Annotated in this window: 14 protein-coding genes and 2 pseudogenes; 1 reads left to right on the top strand and 15 read right to left on the bottom strand. The window is 37.1% G+C overall.

What is annotated here, in order from left to right; translation table 11 throughout:
• Positions 1–16 precede the first annotated feature (16 nt).
• The 14 genes and pseudogenes from G577_RS0110470 to G577_RS11540 form a co-directional block, all read right to left on the bottom strand.
• Positions 17–1,348 (bottom strand): DRTGG domain-containing protein, encoded by a 1,332-nt coding sequence (locus tag G577_RS0110470; protein ID WP_028791115.1) that lies wholly within the window; start codon positions 1,346–1,348, stop codon positions 17–19.
• A 6-nt stretch (positions 1,349–1,354) separates the two neighbouring features.
• Positions 1,355–2,038: a metal-dependent hydrolase gene (locus tag G577_RS0110465; protein ID WP_028791114.1), complete on the bottom strand. Its 684-nt coding sequence runs from the start codon at positions 2,036–2,038 to the stop codon at positions 1,355–1,357.
• A 130-nt stretch (positions 2,039–2,168) separates the two neighbouring features.
• Positions 2,169–2,870 carry a glucosamine-6-phosphate deaminase gene (gene nagB / locus G577_RS0110460; RefSeq protein ID WP_028791113.1) on the bottom strand — a complete coding sequence of 234 codons (702 nt, stop codon included), beginning with the start codon at positions 2,868–2,870 and terminating at the stop codon, positions 2,169–2,171.
• A gap of 76 nt (positions 2,871–2,946) precedes the next feature.
• Positions 2,947–4,089 (bottom strand): mannitol-1-phosphate 5-dehydrogenase, encoded by a 1,143-nt coding sequence (locus G577_RS0110455; RefSeq protein ID WP_028791112.1) that lies wholly within the window; start codon positions 4,087–4,089, stop codon positions 2,947–2,949.
• The gene (locus G577_RS0110450; protein WP_028791111.1) at positions 4,086–4,532 is read right to left on the bottom strand and encodes a PTS mannitol transporter subunit IIA; all 447 of its coding nucleotides are present in this window, start codon (positions 4,530–4,532) and stop codon (positions 4,086–4,088) included. Before G577_RS0110450 ends, G577_RS0110455 begins: the two co-directional genes overlap by 4 nt.
• A gap of 3 nt (positions 4,533–4,535) precedes the next feature.
• Complete coding sequence (locus G577_RS0110445) at positions 4,536–6,611, bottom strand: BglG family transcription antiterminator (protein ID WP_244869468.1); 2,076 nt, start codon at positions 6,609–6,611, stop codon at positions 4,536–4,538.
• 151 nt (positions 6,612–6,762) lie between these two features.
• The gene (locus G577_RS0110440) at positions 6,763–8,556 is read right to left on the bottom strand and encodes a PTS mannitol transporter subunit IIBC (RefSeq protein WP_028791109.1); all 1,794 of its coding nucleotides are present in this window, start codon (positions 8,554–8,556) and stop codon (positions 6,763–6,765) included.
• A gap of 562 nt (positions 8,557–9,118) precedes the next feature.
• Positions 9,119–10,792: a ribonuclease J gene (locus G577_RS0110435; RefSeq protein WP_425314965.1), complete on the bottom strand. Its 1,674-nt coding sequence runs from the start codon at positions 10,790–10,792 to the stop codon at positions 9,119–9,121.
• 254 nt (positions 10,793–11,046) lie between these two features.
• The gene (gene rpsN, locus G577_RS0110430) at positions 11,047–11,316 is read right to left on the bottom strand and encodes a 30S ribosomal protein S14 (RefSeq protein WP_028791107.1); all 270 of its coding nucleotides are present in this window, start codon (positions 11,314–11,316) and stop codon (positions 11,047–11,049) included.
• 247 nt (positions 11,317–11,563) lie between these two features.
• On the bottom strand, positions 11,564–12,061 hold the full coding sequence (locus G577_RS0110425; RefSeq protein WP_028791106.1) for a nucleoside 2-deoxyribosyltransferase: 498 nt from the start codon (positions 12,059–12,061) through the stop codon (positions 11,564–11,566).
• Positions 12,054–12,695: a deoxynucleoside kinase gene (locus G577_RS0110420; RefSeq protein WP_028791105.1), complete on the bottom strand. Its 642-nt coding sequence runs from the start codon at positions 12,693–12,695 to the stop codon at positions 12,054–12,056. The genes G577_RS0110425 and G577_RS0110420 overlap by 8 nt, the downstream gene beginning before the upstream one ends.
• A gap of 475 nt (positions 12,696–13,170) precedes the next feature.
• The gene (gene rplS / locus G577_RS0110415) at positions 13,171–13,524 is read right to left on the bottom strand and encodes a 50S ribosomal protein L19 (RefSeq protein WP_028791104.1); all 354 of its coding nucleotides are present in this window, start codon (positions 13,522–13,524) and stop codon (positions 13,171–13,173) included.
• A 129-nt stretch (positions 13,525–13,653) separates the two neighbouring features.
• Positions 13,654–14,706, bottom strand: a complete 1,053-nt coding sequence (locus G577_RS0110410) for an aspartate-semialdehyde dehydrogenase (RefSeq protein ID WP_028791103.1) — start codon at positions 14,704–14,706, stop codon at positions 13,654–13,656.
• Between the two features lie 314 nt (positions 14,707–15,020).
• A pseudogene (locus tag G577_RS11540) lies at positions 15,021–16,781 on the bottom strand (glycoside hydrolase family 13 protein).
• 240 nt (positions 16,782–17,021) lie between these two features.
• On the opposite strand from G577_RS11540, the gene G577_RS0110400 reads away from it, so the two are divergent.
• Positions 17,022–19,364, top strand: coding sequence for an ABC transporter ATP-binding protein/permease (locus G577_RS0110400; protein WP_028791102.1), 2,343 nt, complete (start codon positions 17,022–17,024; stop codon positions 19,362–19,364).
• Between the two features lie 85 nt (positions 19,365–19,449).
• Here G577_RS0110400 and G577_RS12670 read toward each other — a convergent pair.
• Positions 19,450–19,623 (bottom strand): annotated as a pseudogene (locus G577_RS12670) (group II intron reverse transcriptase/maturase); the annotation flags it as partial.

Genomic DNA, 19,623 nt, shown 5'->3' with positions numbered 1-19,623 from the left:
TCTCCTCTTTATTAAATTATGGACGTTCCATCACTTGGCAAACCACAATGGCCTTAGCTACCAAGGAATTTTCGATAAATACATTCACGTCTAATTTAGCGGAACGTCTACCCAATTCTAAAATTTGTGGCTGCAATTGTAATTGACTTTCAAGTTGGATCAAATGGAAATAATGTAAGTTCACTTGTTCAATCCAAGCATTGCGTCGATTATTTGCCACCATCACACGTTTCGTCACATTGGCGATGACTTCATTTAAAACGCCAAAAGAAATTGTGCCGAGTTCGTCCACCATTTGTGGAGTAACACTAAACGAAAATTGCGGAGCCGCTAATTTATTTCCTTCGAAATCTTGTTCAGCAGATTGAATTTCTCCTGTAATTTGATCAGAAATCGTGTCTGTTACTTGCGGCTGACGCTGAACTAATTGCATAGCTTTCATCACGTCTTGTCTGGTAACAATTCCTAGTAAAGACAAATCATCAGCCACAACAGGCATGACCTCCAAGCCATCCCAAATCATTTGATGACTAGCAGAAGCCACGCTCATTTCTTTTTTTACTCTCCGAGGTTCTCTGGTCATGACTCGTTCAATTAACTGGGTATCCGGTTTTCCCAGCACATCTTTAGCGGTAACAATCCCTACGACACGTCTATTTTTATTGACTACAGGATAACGTGAATGTTGACTTGCTTCAGAAAGTGCGCGATAATCTTTGATACTGTCTGCCGTTGTTAAGTAACGTGTTTTTTCTAGCGACATATAAATATCGCCTACTAATAAAATATCTTTTTTGATGAGTTGATCGCTCATCGCCCGGTTAATCATGCTAGCTACTGTAAACGTATCGTAACTCGTACGCAAAATAGGTAATTCTAACTGATCGGCTAATTCTTCATTGGCTTGTGAAGTATCAAAGCCGCCAGTAAGTAATACGGCGGCTCCAGCTTTTAAAGCCAACTCTTGTGCATCTAAACGATTACCTACAATCATCAAAGAACCCGGTGTCACATAACGTTGCATCGCTTCTAGCGTCATGGCGCCGATCACAAATTTATTTAGATCTTTTTGTAAACCATTTGCGCCGCCTAAAACATCGCCATCGATAATACGAACTACTTCTGCAAATGTTAACCGCTCAATGTTCTTTCTTAATTTCCGTTCAATGCGAATAGTACCCACTCGTTGAATCGTGGAAACAAGGCCCGTATTTTCGGCATCTTTAATTGCTCGATAAGCTGTTCCTTCGCTGACATCCAAAGTTTTGGCAATACCGCGAACCGAAATTTTTTCTCCAACTTGCAAACTTTCGATATGGGCCAAAATCAAATCATGTTTGGTCGCCATTATTTTCTACACCTCAATTGTCTCTCCGCTATCCATCACTTGTCCAACTCCCGGCAGTTCAGCGACAAATTTTTGCGGATCTTGTTTAATTTGTGGGAAGGTATTGTAATGAATAGGAACCACGGTTTTGGCTTTCAAACGATTGGCAGCACGAAGCGCATCCTTAGGTCCCATGGTAAAATTATCGCCAATAGGTAAAAATGCCACATCGATATCGTATTGTTCGCCCAATAAGGATAAATCACTATAATCAGCCGTGTCGCCTGCATGATAGATTGTTTTACCATCTGCTTGTAGTAAAATACCAGCAGGTTCTCCCATATAAATCATTTGGCCATCTTCTTCTTCATAACCAGAACTATGTTGAGCGTGGGTAAGCGTTACGCGACCAAATGGAAAGTCAAAACCACCTCCGATGTTCATCGGATGAATATTTTCAATTCCTTTTTTAGCTGCATACTTACAAACCTCAGCAATTCCAATAATCGTCGCGTTATTCTGCTTAGCAATCGGAATCATATCACTAATATGATCATCATGACCGTGAGTAACTAAAATATAATCTGGGTTGATTTCCTCTGCACTCACATCAGCCAACGGGTTTTGTGTAATATACGGGTCAAATAGCAAACGAGTTCCATCTTCCAATACAACAGAAAGAACAGCATGTCCATGATACGTAATCTTCATTCCAATACCCCTTTCTTTCAAATTTGTTTATTAAAAAATATAACAGTATACACTTTATATTGTAACAGATAATGCCCAATAAAAAAACGTGCAAGCATTGCCTACACGTTTTTGCTTTTCTATTACTTTTTTATAATTGACTTGCAGCTTCTTCATCGATGATTACGGCAACATCATTATGGTTTTGCAACACGCTAGCAGGCAGGTCTTCAGTAACTTCACCTTCAAGCATTCCCTTTACAGCATCTGCTTTTGCTTTTCCAAAAGCCATAAGAATAATTTTTTTACTTTGCATAATAGAGCGAATCCCCATAGTCAGTGCTCGAGTTGGCACATCTTCAACTTTATCAAAGTAACGTTTGTTCGCATTTACTGTTGATTCGGTAAGTTCTACCACATGAGTTGTAGCGTCAAATGAAGTTCCCGGCTCATTGAAACCGATATGCCCGTTTTGACCGATCCCTAAGACTTGAATATCGATCGGATTATCTGCAATAACGTCGTCATATCGTTTGCATTCGGCATCTAGATCTTCGGCTTTGCCATCAGGTACATAAGTTTTTTTAAATGGCTTATGGTTAAATAAATGTTGATTCATAAAATAGCGATAACTTTGCTCATCATTACCATCTAAACCAACATATTCATCCAAGTTCACCGATACTTTATCCGAAAAATCCATATCGCTTGAAACCATATAACTATACATTGTTTCCGGGGTGCTACCTGTTGCTAAACCGAACGTATCTGCGCCATTAGCAATTCCATCTTTTATGATTTCAAAAGCTTTTTGGCCACCTTCGTCGGCATTTTTCACGCGTATAATGTCCATGAAAAAATCTCCCTTACAAGTTTTTGGTATATACCAATACTAGCATGATTTTTCACAAAATGCAAAACCATATCTGTTAGTTACTGCCTGCTTTTTCAACAATTTCTTCTATAATTGTGTCGTCTGTTAAACCAGTGACGTCTTGGATAACTTCTGTTAAGTCTTTTTCTTTAAGCATTTCTTGTAAACGTACACTTTCTTCATCGCTAGGTTCGTCGTATTGTAAAATCATCGCTACCACATCTACTAACGCTTGATAAGAAAGGCCATATGTTTTGGCTTCTCTAATAGGACGAATAAAGCGTTCGTTATATCCTAACTTTCGAATCGGTGTCCGTGCCACACGAGAGACATCATCTGAAATATATGGGTTTTTAAAACGTTCCACGATTTTTTCAATATATTGTTCATGTTTTTTTCGAGGAAAGTCCCATTTGTTTATTAATAAATCGCCTGTTTCTTTTAAAACAGCTCTTAACTGATTTAATACTCGTTCATCTGCGACAGCTTCGCCGATCGTTTGATAATTGTAGTGAGCGCCTGTATAAGCAGTCGTTGCATGTCCTGTATTGACCGAAAAAAGTTTACGTTCGATATAAGGTGCTAGATCGGAAACATAACCTACATTATCTAAACGGATTTGCTTTGCTTTACTTTGTGTGTCATCAACTAACCATTCACAAAATGGTTCAACTGAAACAAACAAAGGATCCTCATGCTGTTGAATTGGGACGATCCGATCTACCGCTGCATTAGGAAAACCGACTGTATTTTCTACATAAGTAAGATCTTCTTCAGTTAAATACGTGCGAACTTTTTCTAGTAATATTTGGCTGCCACCAATCATGTTCTCACAAGCAATTACGTCAATAGGTGTTTGATTGCCCTCTTGACGACGTTTTTGAATCCCTTTAGCAATTAATTCGGCAATAATAGGTAATACATTGGGGCCAATTGCGGTGGTAATAATATCACTTGTCGCTACCGAATCAATAACTGCATCCGGTTCTTTTTGGTTATTAAGCCCTGTTACTTGATCTACTGTGATATGTGTTTTCTCTTGAGCAGCCAATTCAATTTCATAACTATTTCTTTTTCTTAAAGCATCAATGATGGTTTCATTGATATCGACAAAATCAATCGCAAAACCATTTTCATGCAAAATTTCTCCAATAAATCCACGACCGATATTACCGGCGCCAAAATGTGTTGCTTTCATGCTGTTACCTCCCCAAGTAATGAAATAACTTCTTCTGCTGAATCAGCATCGGCTAATTTGACCACATTTTGTACATCTGAACAAAATACCGCGATTTTTTGCAAAATATCTAAGTGTTCATTGTTGACACCCGCGATGCCAAAAATCACTGTGGCTAGCTTTTCTTCCTTTTCATCCGCTGTAGAAAAATCGATTCCCTTTGGAACCTGTACAATGGAGATGCCACTTTCTTTGACATATTCTTTTGCTTCATCTGTGCCATGAGGTATAGCAATAAAATTGCCCATATAAGTAGAGACCATTTTCTCACGTTCAAGCATAGCATCGACATAGGCACTTTCCACACAACCTGCATCGACTAATAATTGCCCGCTTTTTTTGATCACTTCTTCTGGAGTTGCGTCTGTCTGATTTAATAAAATCATATCTTTTTGTAATTCCATTGATTATTCCTCCTCTGAATCTTTAATTTCTGTAATAAACAAAGAACTAATACGTTCGTAAATCGCTTCTTCGTCTCCATATTGATACGTTTGTATATTAACATCACTTTCAATCACAGAGTTACTGATTCTTCCTAAAAGCCGCTCTTCTGTTGTCGACATATTATCTGGTGCTAACATTAATAATAAGCGCGTTAATTCCATCGGTTTTCTATCCATTCCTAAAATAGGAACTGAACGTGATAAGTCGAAAATAGCAAAATAGGGTTTTTTTACATAAGTATTGGCACTATGAAATAATGCAAAATGTGTATTGGGAATTCCAATAGGCGCTGTTTTGTGGCGATGGATCAATAACTCACGTACCTTTTGCGGGTCCTCAACGACAACACCTTCCAACTCATCTAAAATAACATCCAAAGTCTTTTCTAATGTTTGCCGCGTACTCACTTCTGTTACAGAAAATTGCGTTAAAAGCTCATTGGCTACTTTCATTTGTTCATACACTTGTTCAAAATCATTGGGTGTCTCTTTGTTTATATGCGTAGCCACAGGCCGACTAGAAAATTGTTTACCTTGTAACTCTTGCTTGATCTCACGAATTTCGTCATCTAATAATAAAGGAGATATTACCTTATAAGGTAAAGAAAACTCAGGCAAAAAAATGGTCGAAAGAATTAAATCGAATTCTTTAAAATCAATATGACCCATCTGTGAAATCTTAGCAATTTCAATTCGTTCAATTTCCGGGATATATTTATTCAAGCGGCTTTCCAATATTTTAGCTGTGCCAATTCCGCTAGAACACAGCACAAGGGCGGAAATTTCCTTTTGTACAGGGTTTCTTTCCAAAGAAGCCGCAAAATGGATCACGATGTAAGCTAGTTCGTCTTGTAAAAATGCGCGGTGATCCGTAAATATCTCTTTTAAATCATCTTGAATGATTTTCGTTAACCTTGGATATTCAGTTAAAATTTTTTCTAACAAAGGGTTTCCTGCCAATTGCGCTTGATTATCAATTCGCTTAAAGGCTGCTGCTAAATGAGTTAACAAATCATAAAATAATGTGTCGTCTTTGCGAAAGTCCTTTTGTGTTTGTTGAGAAACCAGCCGGATTAATTCTCTTACTTGATAAGAAAGCTCAGCATCAAAATTATCTAAAAAGATATTTTGTGGCTTTTTATAATTTACCCCTTCGAGTTGTTTCGTAAAAAATAGCACTTCATTATCAGTAATCTCTAATTCTGTTTGCTTTTTTATTTCTCCCATGATTTGTTCGGCTAAACTTTGAACTGCTGGGGAGATCGTATCCTCTGTTATTTCATCAATAATCCAATGGTTATGTTCAATTCGCTCAAGCGTTAATGCTAAACTCGTAATGACTTGTTGCAATTGATTATCTGTTACCTCAATAAAAAGGTTATTTGTTTTTTCTAACACGGCATTTTTAGCAAAATAAAGCCAACGTGGCGTAATAAAATTCAAAAAGAAATTATTGGATGTAAAATTTTTATCAGGAGTTGTCAATTCTGCCAGATAAGAAAAAAATTCATATTCATTCACATCACTATAAATGATATTACTCAAAATTTGTCGTCTTTTTTCTTCTGGACCGACAACTAGAATTCCTCGCGCTTTTTTTCGATATAAAGATAATCCGTACGCAGCTAAACTTTTTTCCACTTGTTGTAAGTCATTATGAATTGTCGTTGGACTTACAGCAAAGTCTACGGCCAAACTTTCAACAATTTCTTCTTTTTCTGCCAATAATAAATTTGCCACAAGTGCGCTTTGACGCTGCACATTATCAAACACAATTTCCTGGCTTTTTTCTACCTCTTGTCTTATTTTGTCTAGCGTTTCTTTACTTCCGACTAAGCGATAGCCCATTTTTCGTTCATTTATAATTTGAGCATTTTCCGGTTTAATTGTTTCTTCAATACTTGAAATTTCACGATACAATGTACGTTTGCTAATTTGTAAAAGTTCTTGTAAGTTTTGTGCCGGAATTCCTGCTGTATTTTCAAGTAATAATTTTAGCAATTTCTTTTCCCGGCTGGAAAAATACACCACTCTCACCTCCAATACAAAGCAAAGATAAGGCCTTTCTTTGCAAGCACGACAACTATCTAGAAAAATCTTGCTGTAGTCGCTTATAAAGAAGCTGCCTTATCTTTTTGTTAGCTTATATTCCTCTTTTCAAATCGAACCTTTTATTTCCTATCGAACTTTATGACTGTTTTTCCATTCGGTCCACAATTTCTTCATAAACTTCTGTGTCCATAAAGTTATCTACCGTTACAAATTGCGCTGAAGGAGATTGTTGATGCGCACGATCATACAATTCTTTTTGGGTAATCACTAGTGCTTGGCCATCGTCATCTAATTGGTTAATTTCTATATTTGTAACATCGACATTCAGTTCTGTCTTTTTCAGCATATTTCTTAAAACAGAAGCACCCATCGCACTAGAGCCCATTCCTGCATCACAAGCAAAGACAATATGTTTTACATTTTCTAACGTTAATCCTTCGATATCTGTTGTTTCATTCGTATCTGTAGAAGTTGTTTCTTGTTCTTGTGTTTGTGTTGTTTCATTTTTCATTCGTTCAACAATTTCTCCGTAACGAGGACTGTCCATGAAGTTTTCCACGGAAACAAATTCAGCTGATGGCGCTTTTTGCACTGCACGATTATGCAGTTCATTTTGCGTAATCACTAATTTATTCGCATCATCTTCTAGTTTACCAATGGAAATATTTGTCACGGGTATATCGATACCTGCTTCTTTCATTTTCTTTCGTAAAACGGAAGCGCCCATCGCACTAGAGCCCATTCCTGCATCACAGGCAAATACCACTTGATTCACTTTGTGTAATTCAGCATTTTCAACATTACCGCTAGCTGTAGCTTCTGTTTCTTGATCTTGGCCTTTACTTTCTTGTTTAGCAGATTGTACGGCTGCTTGTTGTTCAGCAAGATCTTCTTCGGTAGCTTCTGAATGATCAGATTTAATAATGACCATTGCCACTAAGAAAGAAACAATCGTTGCAACGATGACTCCTGCAATAATTGCCACATAGCTGTTTGGTGGTGCCATTCCAAAAATGGCTATAATAGACCCCGGGGAAGCAGCGGCTCGTAACCCGGCATCTAGTAACTGGAAGGTAAAAGTACCAGAAACCCCACCAGCGATCACAGCCAAAAATAGCAGTGGTTTCATCATAACATATGGGAAGTAAATTTCATGAATTCCACCTACAAATTGAATTAAAATAGCTCCTGGAGCAGAAGACCTAGCTGCTCCTCTACCAAATACAGTGAAAGCTAACAATACGCCTAAACCTGGTCCAGGATTTGCTTCAAGTAAGAACAAAATAGATTTACCTGTTTCAATCGATTGCTCCGTTCCTAAAGGCGTCAAGATTCCGTGGTTAATTGCATTATTTAAAAACAAAATTTTAGCTGGTTCAATAAAGATATTTGCTAATGGTAACAAGCTTGCGCGAATGATTGCCGCAACGCCTAATCCTAACCATTCAGTCAATATTGAAACCAAAGGCCCTATAGCAAAATAGCCGATGATAGCTAAAGCAAAACCGATCAAACCTGAAGAAAAGTTATTGACCAACATTTCAAATCCAGCACGAATTTTATCACTAAATTTTTCATCAAATTTCTTTATACACCAACCGCCTAAAGGTCCCATAATCATAGCACCAATAAACATCGGAACATCAGAACCAACAATAACCCCCATAGTGGCAATAGCTCCTACGACCGCTCCTCGCTGATCGTGTAGCATACTCCCGCCAGTATAACCAATTAATAACGGCAATAAGTAAGTAATCATCGGGTCAGTCATTGAAGCGAGTTGCTCGTTTGGTAAGAAACCATCCGGAATAAATAAAGCGGTAATAACTCCCCAAGCAATGAACGCTCCAATATTAGGCATGACCATACTACTTAGGTTACTACCTAATTGTTGTATCTTGGCTTTAATCCCTTTATTTCCTTGTGCCATTTTTTCTTCTCCTCTCAAAAGTTGTTTTTCCTATAACTTTAGTTTAAACAGATTTGACAAGGCTTTCAATTAAAACTAGTAAAAGATTTGGCACAAAAAAAGATGACAAAACTTTAGTCACGATTTCGTTAAAACATGACTATTTTATAAATTTTCACTCTAAAGCTGAACGAATATTCATTTTTGTAGTAAATGTTTAAATTAAGCACATAAGTTTTGTATTCTTATGTGCTTAAAAGAATTTAACCCCACTACTTTGGTATTCTTATGTGCTTATTCGCTGATAACCACACTAGTTTTACGATCTTATGTGCTTATTTAGAGAAATAACCCATTTTTGTAATAAATACTTAAATTAAGCACATAAGTTTTGTATTCTTATGTGCTTAAAAGAATTTAACCCCACTACTTTGGTATTCTTATGTGCTTATTTGCTGGTAACCACACTAGTTTTTCGTTCTTATGTGCTTATTTTGGAAAATAAAGAACATACCTTTAGCAAATAATTTTTTATAAAAAACCGACCTCTAAGAAAATACTTTTTCACTAGAGGTCGATACTTTTATGCTTTCTTCTTTTTATGTTTTTGGCTTGATTCCATAATTACGGGTAAAATTACAGGACGTCTTTTGGTTTGCTCAAAGAGATAACGACTCAACTTTTCGCGAATTTCTTGTTTTAATTTACTCCATTCAAAATCATTGCTGTGTAAATGCTTATCAACAATTTCTTCCACAATCTCGCCGCCTTCTCTTAAAAGATCTCGGCTTGTTTTTACGTAGACAAATCCACGTGAAGTAATTTGTGGTTTAGATACGATCTGTTTTTTCCGACGATTAATTGTCACTACTGCAACAAAGACGCCTTCTTCTGATAAAACTTTCCGATCTTTTAGTACAATATTACCAATATCTCCAACGCCAATGCCGTCTACCATGACATTGTCTGAAGGAATCGTGCCACTAAGACTCATTTCGCCTTTATTATTATATTCTAAAATGTCTCCGGGAACAGTGATAAATATGTGATCTTTAGATATGCCTACTGATTGTGCTAAATCAGCGTTCGCTACTAATAGTCGATATTCACCTTGTACTGGGACGAAGTATTGTGGCTTAAGTAAATTCATCATCAGTTGTAGATCTTCTGGGTTAGCATGACCGGAAACTCGCAAATTATCAGAAATACTTTTGACAGTGCCGCCAGCTCTATAAATCATGTCTTCGGTTTTAGCCACATAAGTCTCCATATCAATCGTCGGCGTGGTTGTTATATAAACCAAATCACCTTCTTTGATACGAAAAGTTCGATGGGCGCCACTCGCCATTTTTTGTAGTGCCTTGATCGGTTCACCCATACGGCCCGTTTCTAAAATAATCAATTGATCATCACTATATTTTTTCATGGCTTTTTGCGGAATCAATATGTCTTCGTCAGGCAATTCCAATTTTCCTAATTTCATCGCTGTACGAATAATACGACCAAAATCTTGCCCTGTTAAAACAATCTTTCTACCTGAACGATAAGCGGCATCAATTAATTGTTGCACACGTTGTAAGTTACTAGCCACACATGCAACAATGATACGTCCTTCCCAAAAGCCAATATTATCGTAAACTTCTTCACCAATTTGTTTTTCCGAAGCGACCGTTGCTGGATTTTCAGCATTACTGGAGGTACTCAAAAGAGCTAAAACCCCTTCTTTACCCATTTCAGCAAGACGACCAAAGTCCGTACGATAAGAAGAAGCAGCAGATTGGTCAAACTTAAAGTCCCCAGTATAAACAATATTTCCTTCAGGCGTCTTCAAAGAAACCCCAACAGAATCAGGAATTGTATGTGTTGTAGCAAAAAAGCTTACAACTGCTGAATTAAATTCGATCTCTGTCTTTTCATCAATAACATGAAATTCCTTAAATTGCTTCGTTGGTTCATAACGATGAACGGACAACTTAGCTAATTCAATCGTCAATTTAGTGCCGAACACCGGCGCTTCGATTTTTTCTAAAAAGTACGGCAGTGCTCCTATAGCATCTGCGTGTCCATGTGTTACAAAAATTCCGGCTACACGATCGGCGTTTTCTTCTAAATACGTGAAATCAGGAATGACCGTATCAATTCCTAATAACTCGTTTTCCGGGTAGCGTAAGCCGCAATCTAACACAAAAATATCTTCTCCTACTTCAACGATGTACAAATTTTTGCCATTTTCACGTACACCGCTAAGAGGAATCATTCTTATTTGTGCCAAATTTTTCACCTCTTCATTATTTATATAAATTTTATATTTGTTTAACGTTTTTCCTTAAGCGAAGGGAAAAAGCAACATTGATTTTTCGACCCAAAAACATCCTATAATAGTATAACATAAAATAGTTAGACAATACATTTTTACAAACTAAACATATAAAAAAGCTCAAACAAACTTTTGAAAAAAGTTTCATTTGAGCTTTTATTCAACAAATTTTATTAAAGTATTTCTTGAATACTTTACCAGCTAGCCTTTTTGACTCCAGGAATCTTTCCTTGATGAGCTAATTGACGAAACTTAATCCGTGACATCCCAAATTTTCGCATATAAGCACGTGGTCGACCATCAATTAAGTCACGATTTTTATAATGGTTGGGGTTAGAATCTTTAGGCAATTTCGCTAATGCTTTGTAATCCCCAGCCTGTTTAAGCTCTTGTCTTAAATCTGCATACTTTTCAATTAATTCTCGTTGCTTCTTAGCTTTAGCTATTTTTGATTTTTTAGCCATATCATTTTCCTTTCTCTATTGATTTATAAAACGTAATTGTTACGATTTGTAAAAATTATACTACCATGCTTCCATTTGGCTGTCAAGACAAAGCCTTGTTAGAAGTTTTTTATAAAAAAAGATCCGAACTATAGCAGGAGGCTTTGCCGCAAAAACGACAATAAATTAGCTCCATTGCATATCGTTCGGATATTTTGTCTTATTTTCACTTTTATCTCAGTTTTTTTCTTTTTTATACAAAAACCTACTAAAACACATCAATAGGCGCTTGAGGTTCGCTGGGAAAGTGATTAAAATCATACTGACTTAACTCTGCAAATGATGCAATAAAACTAGTGGTGCCACGAGCAATCATCAAGTTCAATTGTTTTTGCTCTAAATTTTTGCTAAAGGGTAAGACAAGTACAGGCTTGTGCATGGCACGCATAAACCCTATTTCAAAAGCAGAACCATCATCAATTTGATCTAAATCATACAAAAAGACCCCGCAATCGGAAGTACTCATAGCTGACAAATCATTTTGGTAGGTGGCATTTTGCCAAGAAATTGTCCCAAATACTTCTTTGGGATCATCAAAGGTAGCTCCTTGATATTGAAAATCAAATGGAAAATGAACAATAGCCACCGTCTCATTTTTTTCAAGGGCTTCTTTCGCTTCTTCCACCCGTTGTCTTTGTTCTTCGTTAAAATAAGGAGTTCCTAAATAAATTTTAGTGAGAGCTTTTTTCTGGAGATCTTTAGCCAATCATAATTTCCTTCCCATTAAGTTTTGCCTGAATTTGATCGAATACATTTTGCCAGTCTTTTTCGTTATTTACATCATAACGGTCAGCATCAATTCGCAATTTAGGGCCGTGGTTATACTGTTCAAACCAATCGCCATAAGCCGTGTGTAGTTGTTTATAATAACTTAACAGACCATTTTCTTCGGTAGGTTGCTCAAAAGATCTTCCGCGCTTTTGAATATTTGAAAGAATGTGGTCAAAACTAGCGTCTAAATAAATCATTAAATCGGGTGCTTTTTTGGGCAGTGTCGATAATTCTTCCATCATATTATCTAATAGTGCTAAATAAAGTTGGTACTCTTCTACGCTAATATTTCCGTTATCCACATTGATTTTGGTAAACAAAGCATCTTCATAAATGGAACGGTCCAGCACATTATTTTGATCAAAGAAAGCTTCTTTAATACTTTTGAAACGTTTATTTAAAAAATAAATTTGCAGAGCAAAACCATATTTTTCTGGATTTTCATAGTATTTATTTAAAATAGGATTTTCATCCACTGCTTCATAAAAAGGTTGGGTTTGTAGTTCTTCTGCTATTTTTGTTGTATAGGTCGTTTTTCCTGCGCCAATCATTCCTGCCATCACAATCACGATTTCAATCGCCTTCCTTAATCTAATTTACGAAAACTCTATATATAGTGCTTTGCCATTCTTACTTTCCTACATATAGTGTTTATAGCCAATTAAAATTTTACGATAAATAAGTAGAAATGTGAAGAGTGATTTCAAAAATAAATTGAACTATTTTTACAAAACCTAACGCTAGTTCCTTTTTAACATCGAAGTACCTGCTATGGTATTTTTTCAATCTTATCATTCCGAACTCCAATTTTTGATAAATTCGGTCATCGTTTTGGTATTTTCCAGATCCATAAAGTAGTCAACTGACTACTTCTTTTTTGCCTTATTTTGACTACCTAGGTAGTCAAAATGGGATAATCCAGGAAAATTCAGGACAAAATCGACGACTTTTTGTTTCTTTTTTAAAATTGGCAAACAAAAAAACCCTTGATATACAAGGGTTTTCGCGCGTCTATACAACTCTAGACAATCCAGAAAAGAATTTTTAGCGTTTTTTTCTTCTTTCTGGGATACGTGCAGATTTTCCGTGACGATTACGTAGGTAATACAATTTCGCACGACGTACAAGTCCTTGACGCATAACTTCTATTTTGTCCACACGAGGAGTATGGAGCGGGAAAGTACGTTCTACGCCGACACCCGTTGAAATCTTACGTACGGTATATGTTTCGCTGATACCAGTACCGCGTCGTTTAATCACTACACCCTCAAATACTTGGATACGTTCACGTGAACCTTCCACAACTTTAGCGTGAACACGTACCGTATCTCCCGGGCGAAAATCCGGAATATCTGTACGTAATTGGTCCTTAGTTATTTCTTGAATTAATGGATCCATTTTGACATTCTCCTTATTTCCAAATACTCTTGAGAAGCTTCTCTCAGCGGAATATCGTAATAGTTGAGCAAATTACTCACTGAAGTATACTACCATACCCAGCTATGAATGTAAAGAATTTTTTCGCTTTCACACATGGACTAAGTCCATTTCATGCAACGTTTCTGCGATCTGTACAGAATTCCAAGCAGCACCTTTTATTAAGTTATCTGAAACCACCCACAAATGGTAGCCATCTTCGATATCTAAATCTTGGCGAAGGCGTCCTACAAAAGTTTCTTTCTTTCCAACACTATTGAGTGCTTGTGGGTAAACTTGCTGGCTAGGATCATCTTCAACGACGACTCCAGGAGCTTTTTCTAAGCTATCACGTATTTGGGCTACTGTTGTTTTTTCTTTTGTTTCAATATAAATCGACTCAGAATGGCTTGTTATCACAGGTACGCGAACACAAGTGGCTGAGATTTTGATCTGAGAATCTTCCATGATTTTTTTGGTTTCGTTCGCCATTTTCCATTCTTCTTTAGTGTAGTCTTCTTCCGCAAACTTATCGATCTGTGCTAGAGCATTAAACGCTAATGGATAATGTTTTTTATCACTAGCTACAGGCAAAATTTCTGCGGTTAAGTTTTCTGGCAATTCGCCATCCAACATTTCTCGGCTTTGTTGTTTGATTTCTTCGACCGCTCGAGCTCCAGCTCCTGAAACTGCTTGATAAGTTGATGTGATAATTCGATCAATACCAGCCAACTCTTTAATAGGTTTGAGAGCCACCATCATTTGAATAGTCGAGCAATTGGGATTCGCAATAATTCCTTGATGTTGTTTTAACGCTTCTTTATTCACCTCAGGTACCACTAAAGGCGTGTCTTTGTCCATACGAAACTGACTCGTATTGTCTACAACAACTGTCCCTCGTTTGACCGCTTCAGAAGCAAATGCTTGTGAAGTGCTTCCTCCAGCACTAAAAAAAGCAATATCCACATCATCAAACGATTCTGCTGTAAGTTCTTCAACGAAAATCTCTGAACCTTTAAAAAAGAGTTTCCGTCCTGCTGATCGCTCAGAAGCAAGCAGTTTAACATTTTTTAGAGGTAAATTCGTCTGTTCTAACATTTCAATCAATTTTGTTCCGACAGCACCCGTGGCTCCTACCACTGCTACATTATATCCATCGCTCATCTAAAACCGCTCCCTTTGCGCTTTTTTATTTTCACCATTTTAACATATAGGAAATCAAATGTTACTAACTATTCCGGAAAAATTTCTGAAATAATAAAACATAATCCCCCCGAAAGTCTTCTATTGAAATAAAAAAATTTCTTTTAGAGTATTTTATTTGTTATCCCCCCCTTACTTCGGATATAATTACACTAGAAGGATTTTGGGGAAGATCCTTCGCAATGTGTATGAGGTTTTTATATCCTCTATCCAAGTGAAAAAGACACGGGCCCCCTTTTATACATAAAAGGGGGCCCGTGTCTTTTTTGCTTTTTTTATACCTTTAAAACCATAAACCCTTTTTCTTGGATATAAAGATTGGTTTCATTTACCTTTCCTCGATTTGCTAAAAGTACTTCACCATTTTTGTCCAAAATTATTTCTGCTTTGCCTGTATTAAATACCGCTTGTAGTTTATGATCAGCTAACCTACGTTCCAAAATCAGTTGTCCATTTTGTTCGTTCACTACGGTCCATTCCATACTTCCCTGACTAAGTACTTTTTGCCAACTTTTGCGTAAAGCAATCAGTTTTTTAACAAATTGTAATAAATCTTGGTCTTGCTCTTTTTCTTCCCAGATCATACATTTACGACATTCAGGATCCATCCCTCCTGTCATACCTATCTCATCTCCGTAATACAAACAAGGAACGCCCGGTTGCAAGTAAGTAAACGCGAGGACTTGTTTCATTAAATTTTTATCTTCTTTCGTTTCTGTCAGCAAACGAGGGGTATCATGCGAATCTAACACATTAAATTGCATTTGGTTGGTCTGATCGCGATATAACATCAATTGTTGATTTATCGTCGCCACCATTGTTTGTAAAGATAGCTGGTTTTTAACAAAATAACCCATAATCGCATCCGTATAAGCATAATTCATCACACCGTGAAATTCATCCCCTGATAACCAGGCTTGAGATGAATGCCAAACTTCTCCTAAAATATAAAAATCTTTTTTACTTTCATCACATACTTGGCGAAATTTTTTCCAAAAACTATGGTCTACTTCATTCGCAACGTCTAAACGCCATGCATCAATATCAAAATGCTCAATCCAATATTTAGCAGTCTCTAATAAATAATTTTGTACCTCGGAATTTGCGGTATTCAACTTAGGCATATGCGGTGTAAAAGCAAACGTCTCATAAGTCATATCGTATGCTTCTTCAAAATTATCACTTGCTTTAAAACTTGGCGGAAACTCATGGATATGAAATCAATCTGCATACTTTGATTCTTTCCCCTTAGCTAAAACATCTTGCCACTGGGGAGATTGATCGCCCATATGATTAAAAACCGCATCCAGCATCACTTTGATTCCGTTTTGATGACACTTTTCTACTAAACGTTTAAACACTTTTTCATCACCAAATGCCGGATCAATTTGTTTATAATCAATGGTGTCATATTTATGGTTGGAATACGCTTTAAAAATAGGACACAAGTAAATGCCATTAATACCTAGATCGACTAAATAATCCAAATGATCTATAATTCCTTGCAGGTCTCCTCCAAAAAAGTCTTGCCGTCCCGGCGTTTTTGAACCCCAAGGCAAGGTATTTTCAGGATCGTTCCTTTTATCTCCATTGGCGAACCGCTCTGGAAAGATTTGATACCAAACGGTCCCTTTTACCCAGGAAGGCGCCTTAAAACGATCGATTTCATGAAAATATGGAAAGCGAAAATAGAGATTAGCAGATGACTGTAATTCTTCAGAAAAGAGAAATAATCCCTGATCTCCATAAAAAACTTGCAGTTGGTCCGTGGCTGTAATGGCAAAAGCATAAGATAAACGATGAAAAGGTGCTTTAAGTGATACAAACCAATAATCAAAAAGTTCAGTCGATAATCCTTTAACCATTGTCTTGGTTTCTGTCTTTTGCTTTTTTTCTATTAAATAAGGATCTTGCCAAATAAGTTGCACGCACGAAACGTCGCCTTTAGCTGTACGTAAGCGCAGATGCAGGACATCTTTTTCATATAAATAAGCAAATTCACTACTCGGACGATGATAAATGGCGGCTGTATTCATAAATTTCCTCCTCAAAAAATTCTAGCAAAAAATAACGCTTACATAATTAATTATACACGAAAGCTTTACTTTCTAAAAACGAATTCTTGATTTTCTTTCTTCCCTTTGCCAAACTTTATTGAAAAAGCCTTAAAAAAACCTAGGCACACCTGGCAAAGATTGAATTCCGAAAAAAGTTATGCTACGCTTTGCAAATGAATGAAAACAATTTTTCATTATTCTCAATAAAGGAGAAAAAGCATGCTCGAACTAAAAAATATAAAAAAGCAATATAAAGTGGGCAATACCGTTACTAAAGCCTTAGACGGCGTCTCCGTTGCTTTACGCCAACAAGAATTCGTAGCCATTCTTGGCGAGAGCGGTTCTGGAAAAACAACGCTTTTAAATGTTATTGGCGGGCTTGACCAGTACGATTCAGGCGATATGATCATCAACGGTAAGTCTACCAAAGATTTTAAAGATAAAGACTGGGATGCTTATCGTAACAACTCGATTGGTTTTATTTTCCAAAGTTATAACCTTATTAGCCACCAAGGGATTATCGACAACGTCGAACTAGGCATGACACTAAGTGGGGTTTCGAAAAAAGAACGACGAAAAAAAGCAGAAGAAGCTCTAGAACGTGTAGGGTTAAAAGAGCATATACATAAAAAACCGAGTCAATTATCTGGCGGACAAATGCAGCGAGTCGCCATTGCAAGGGCCTTAGCCAACGATCCGGATATTTTACTTTGTGATGAACCTACTGGTGCACTAGATTCCGAAACAAGCGCGCAAATCATGAGCCTCATTCAAGAAGTGGCCCAAGACAAACTTGTGGTAATGGTGACCCATAACGCTGATATTGCTAACGAATACGCTGATCGGATCATTAGTTTTACCGATGGGCAAGTAACCGATGATTCCAATCCACATATCGAAGGAAAAAAGAAAGAACCTTTTGATTTAAAACATACCAAAATGACCTTTCTCACAGCTCTTCGTCTTTCTTTTAATAATATTCGTACCAAAAAAGGACGCACTTTTTTAACCGCCTTTGCCTCCAGTATCGGAATTATTAGTATTGCGATTGTTTTATCTTTATCTACTGGCTTTCAAAAACAAATCGACCAGACGCAATCCGAAACTTTAGCTCAATTTCCAGTGACCATTTCGCGTGAAACAACAGAACAGGACCCAGAAAATTTTGAAGATCGCTCAGAGGAAGGAAGTTTTCCTGAAGATGATGAAGTCACCGCTAAAATCAGTGAAGAAGATCGCGCCCAACGAACTAATGATATTGATCAAGATTTTATCGACTACGTGGATGACATCAATCCTGCGTTAAGTAATAATATTGGGTATACGCGTTTAGTCAATATGAACTTATTACGTGAAATTGACGGAGAGCCCGAAACCGTACAATTTTCAAACGGAGCAGAAGATGAATCTCAAGCTGAATCGATGATGTCTATGATGGCTGCTCAAACCGGCGTTGGCGTTTCCTCTTTTCCTAAACAACTTGATGATTCCCAAGGCAACTTTTTAGAAGATAATTACCGACTACTAGAAGGCTCCTACCCAGAAGATCCTAATGATGTTGTATTAGTCGTAGATGAAAATAACGAAACAAATATTAACGCCTTAAATAACTTAGGGTTCGATTTAGAAGACGGCGATCAAGTCCATTTTGATGACATCGTAGGAACAAACATACAATTAGCTTATAATAATGCTTTTTATGAAGAACTACCTACAGGAAACTTTATTCCTAGTCAAGATTTAGATGAAGTTTATAATGACGATGATAATGAAGAGTTAACCATTTCTGGTGTCATACGTAACAAAAGTTCGTCTACTATGGATCTTTTAGCTCCTGGAATTGCCTATAGTGACGCACTTGCCCAAAAAGTCATTGATCATAATGAGGACTCTGATATTGTAAATGCCCAAGAAGATAGTGACGAAAACGTTATGACAGGCGAAGAGATCGACGGCACAGCAAGAGAAAACCTTCTTGATGCTCTAGGCGCTAGTGAAATTCCTTATAGTGTGATGATCTATCCAAATAATTTTGAGGACAAAGAACAAATATTAGATTATTTGGACGCTTATAACGAAGGAAAAGACGATGAAGATAAAATTGTATATAGTGATTTAGCAGGAACAATGACTGACTTAACGGGTGGTATTATGGACGCGATCACTTATGTCTTAGTTGCTTTTGCTGGTATATCTCTTTTTACAAGTATGATTATGATTGGTATTATCACATACACCTCTGTCTTAGAACGAACAAAAGAAATTGGCGTATTAAAGGCTCTAGGGGCAAGGAAAAAAGATATTACGCGCGTATTTGACGCAGAAACTGCTATCTTAGGCGTAGCTTCAGGCACTTTAGGTGTTGTTATTGCTTATTTAGCAACATTTCCAATTAATACCGTCTTATTAAATTTGACAGATTTAGAAAATGTGGCGCAACTAGACCCAGTGCACGCCGTTACTTTAATTATTATAAGTACCGTCTTAACGATGATTGGTGGACACATTCCTGCTCGTATGGCAGCTAAAAAAGACGCCGCTATTGCCCTTCGCGCTGAATAAATAGGGTAGAGGGGAAATAAATTTCCGCCCCTCCCGTCGCACCGTACGTACGGTCCTCGTATACGGCGCTACATTTGTACTGTTTTCACGCTTTATTTAGATAGTAGGATAAAGGATCAACCAATCCAGGTCGATCCTTTTTCTTTATGGCTAAAACTTTCGGACTTAACGTAAAGTTGACAACGTCCATCCCGCATTTCCTATACCAACCTAATCTAGAATTAGCGACCTTATAAATGTCTTCTTTCTTGAAATGACA

The sequence above is a fragment of the Tetragenococcus muriaticus DSM 15685 genome (assembly GCF_000423785.1).
Classification (GTDB): Bacteria; Bacillota; Bacilli; order Lactobacillales; family Enterococcaceae; genus Tetragenococcus; species Tetragenococcus muriaticus.
The sequence above is the reverse complement of the archived record's forward strand: the minus strand, read 5'-3'. Positions and strand labels throughout refer to the sequence as shown.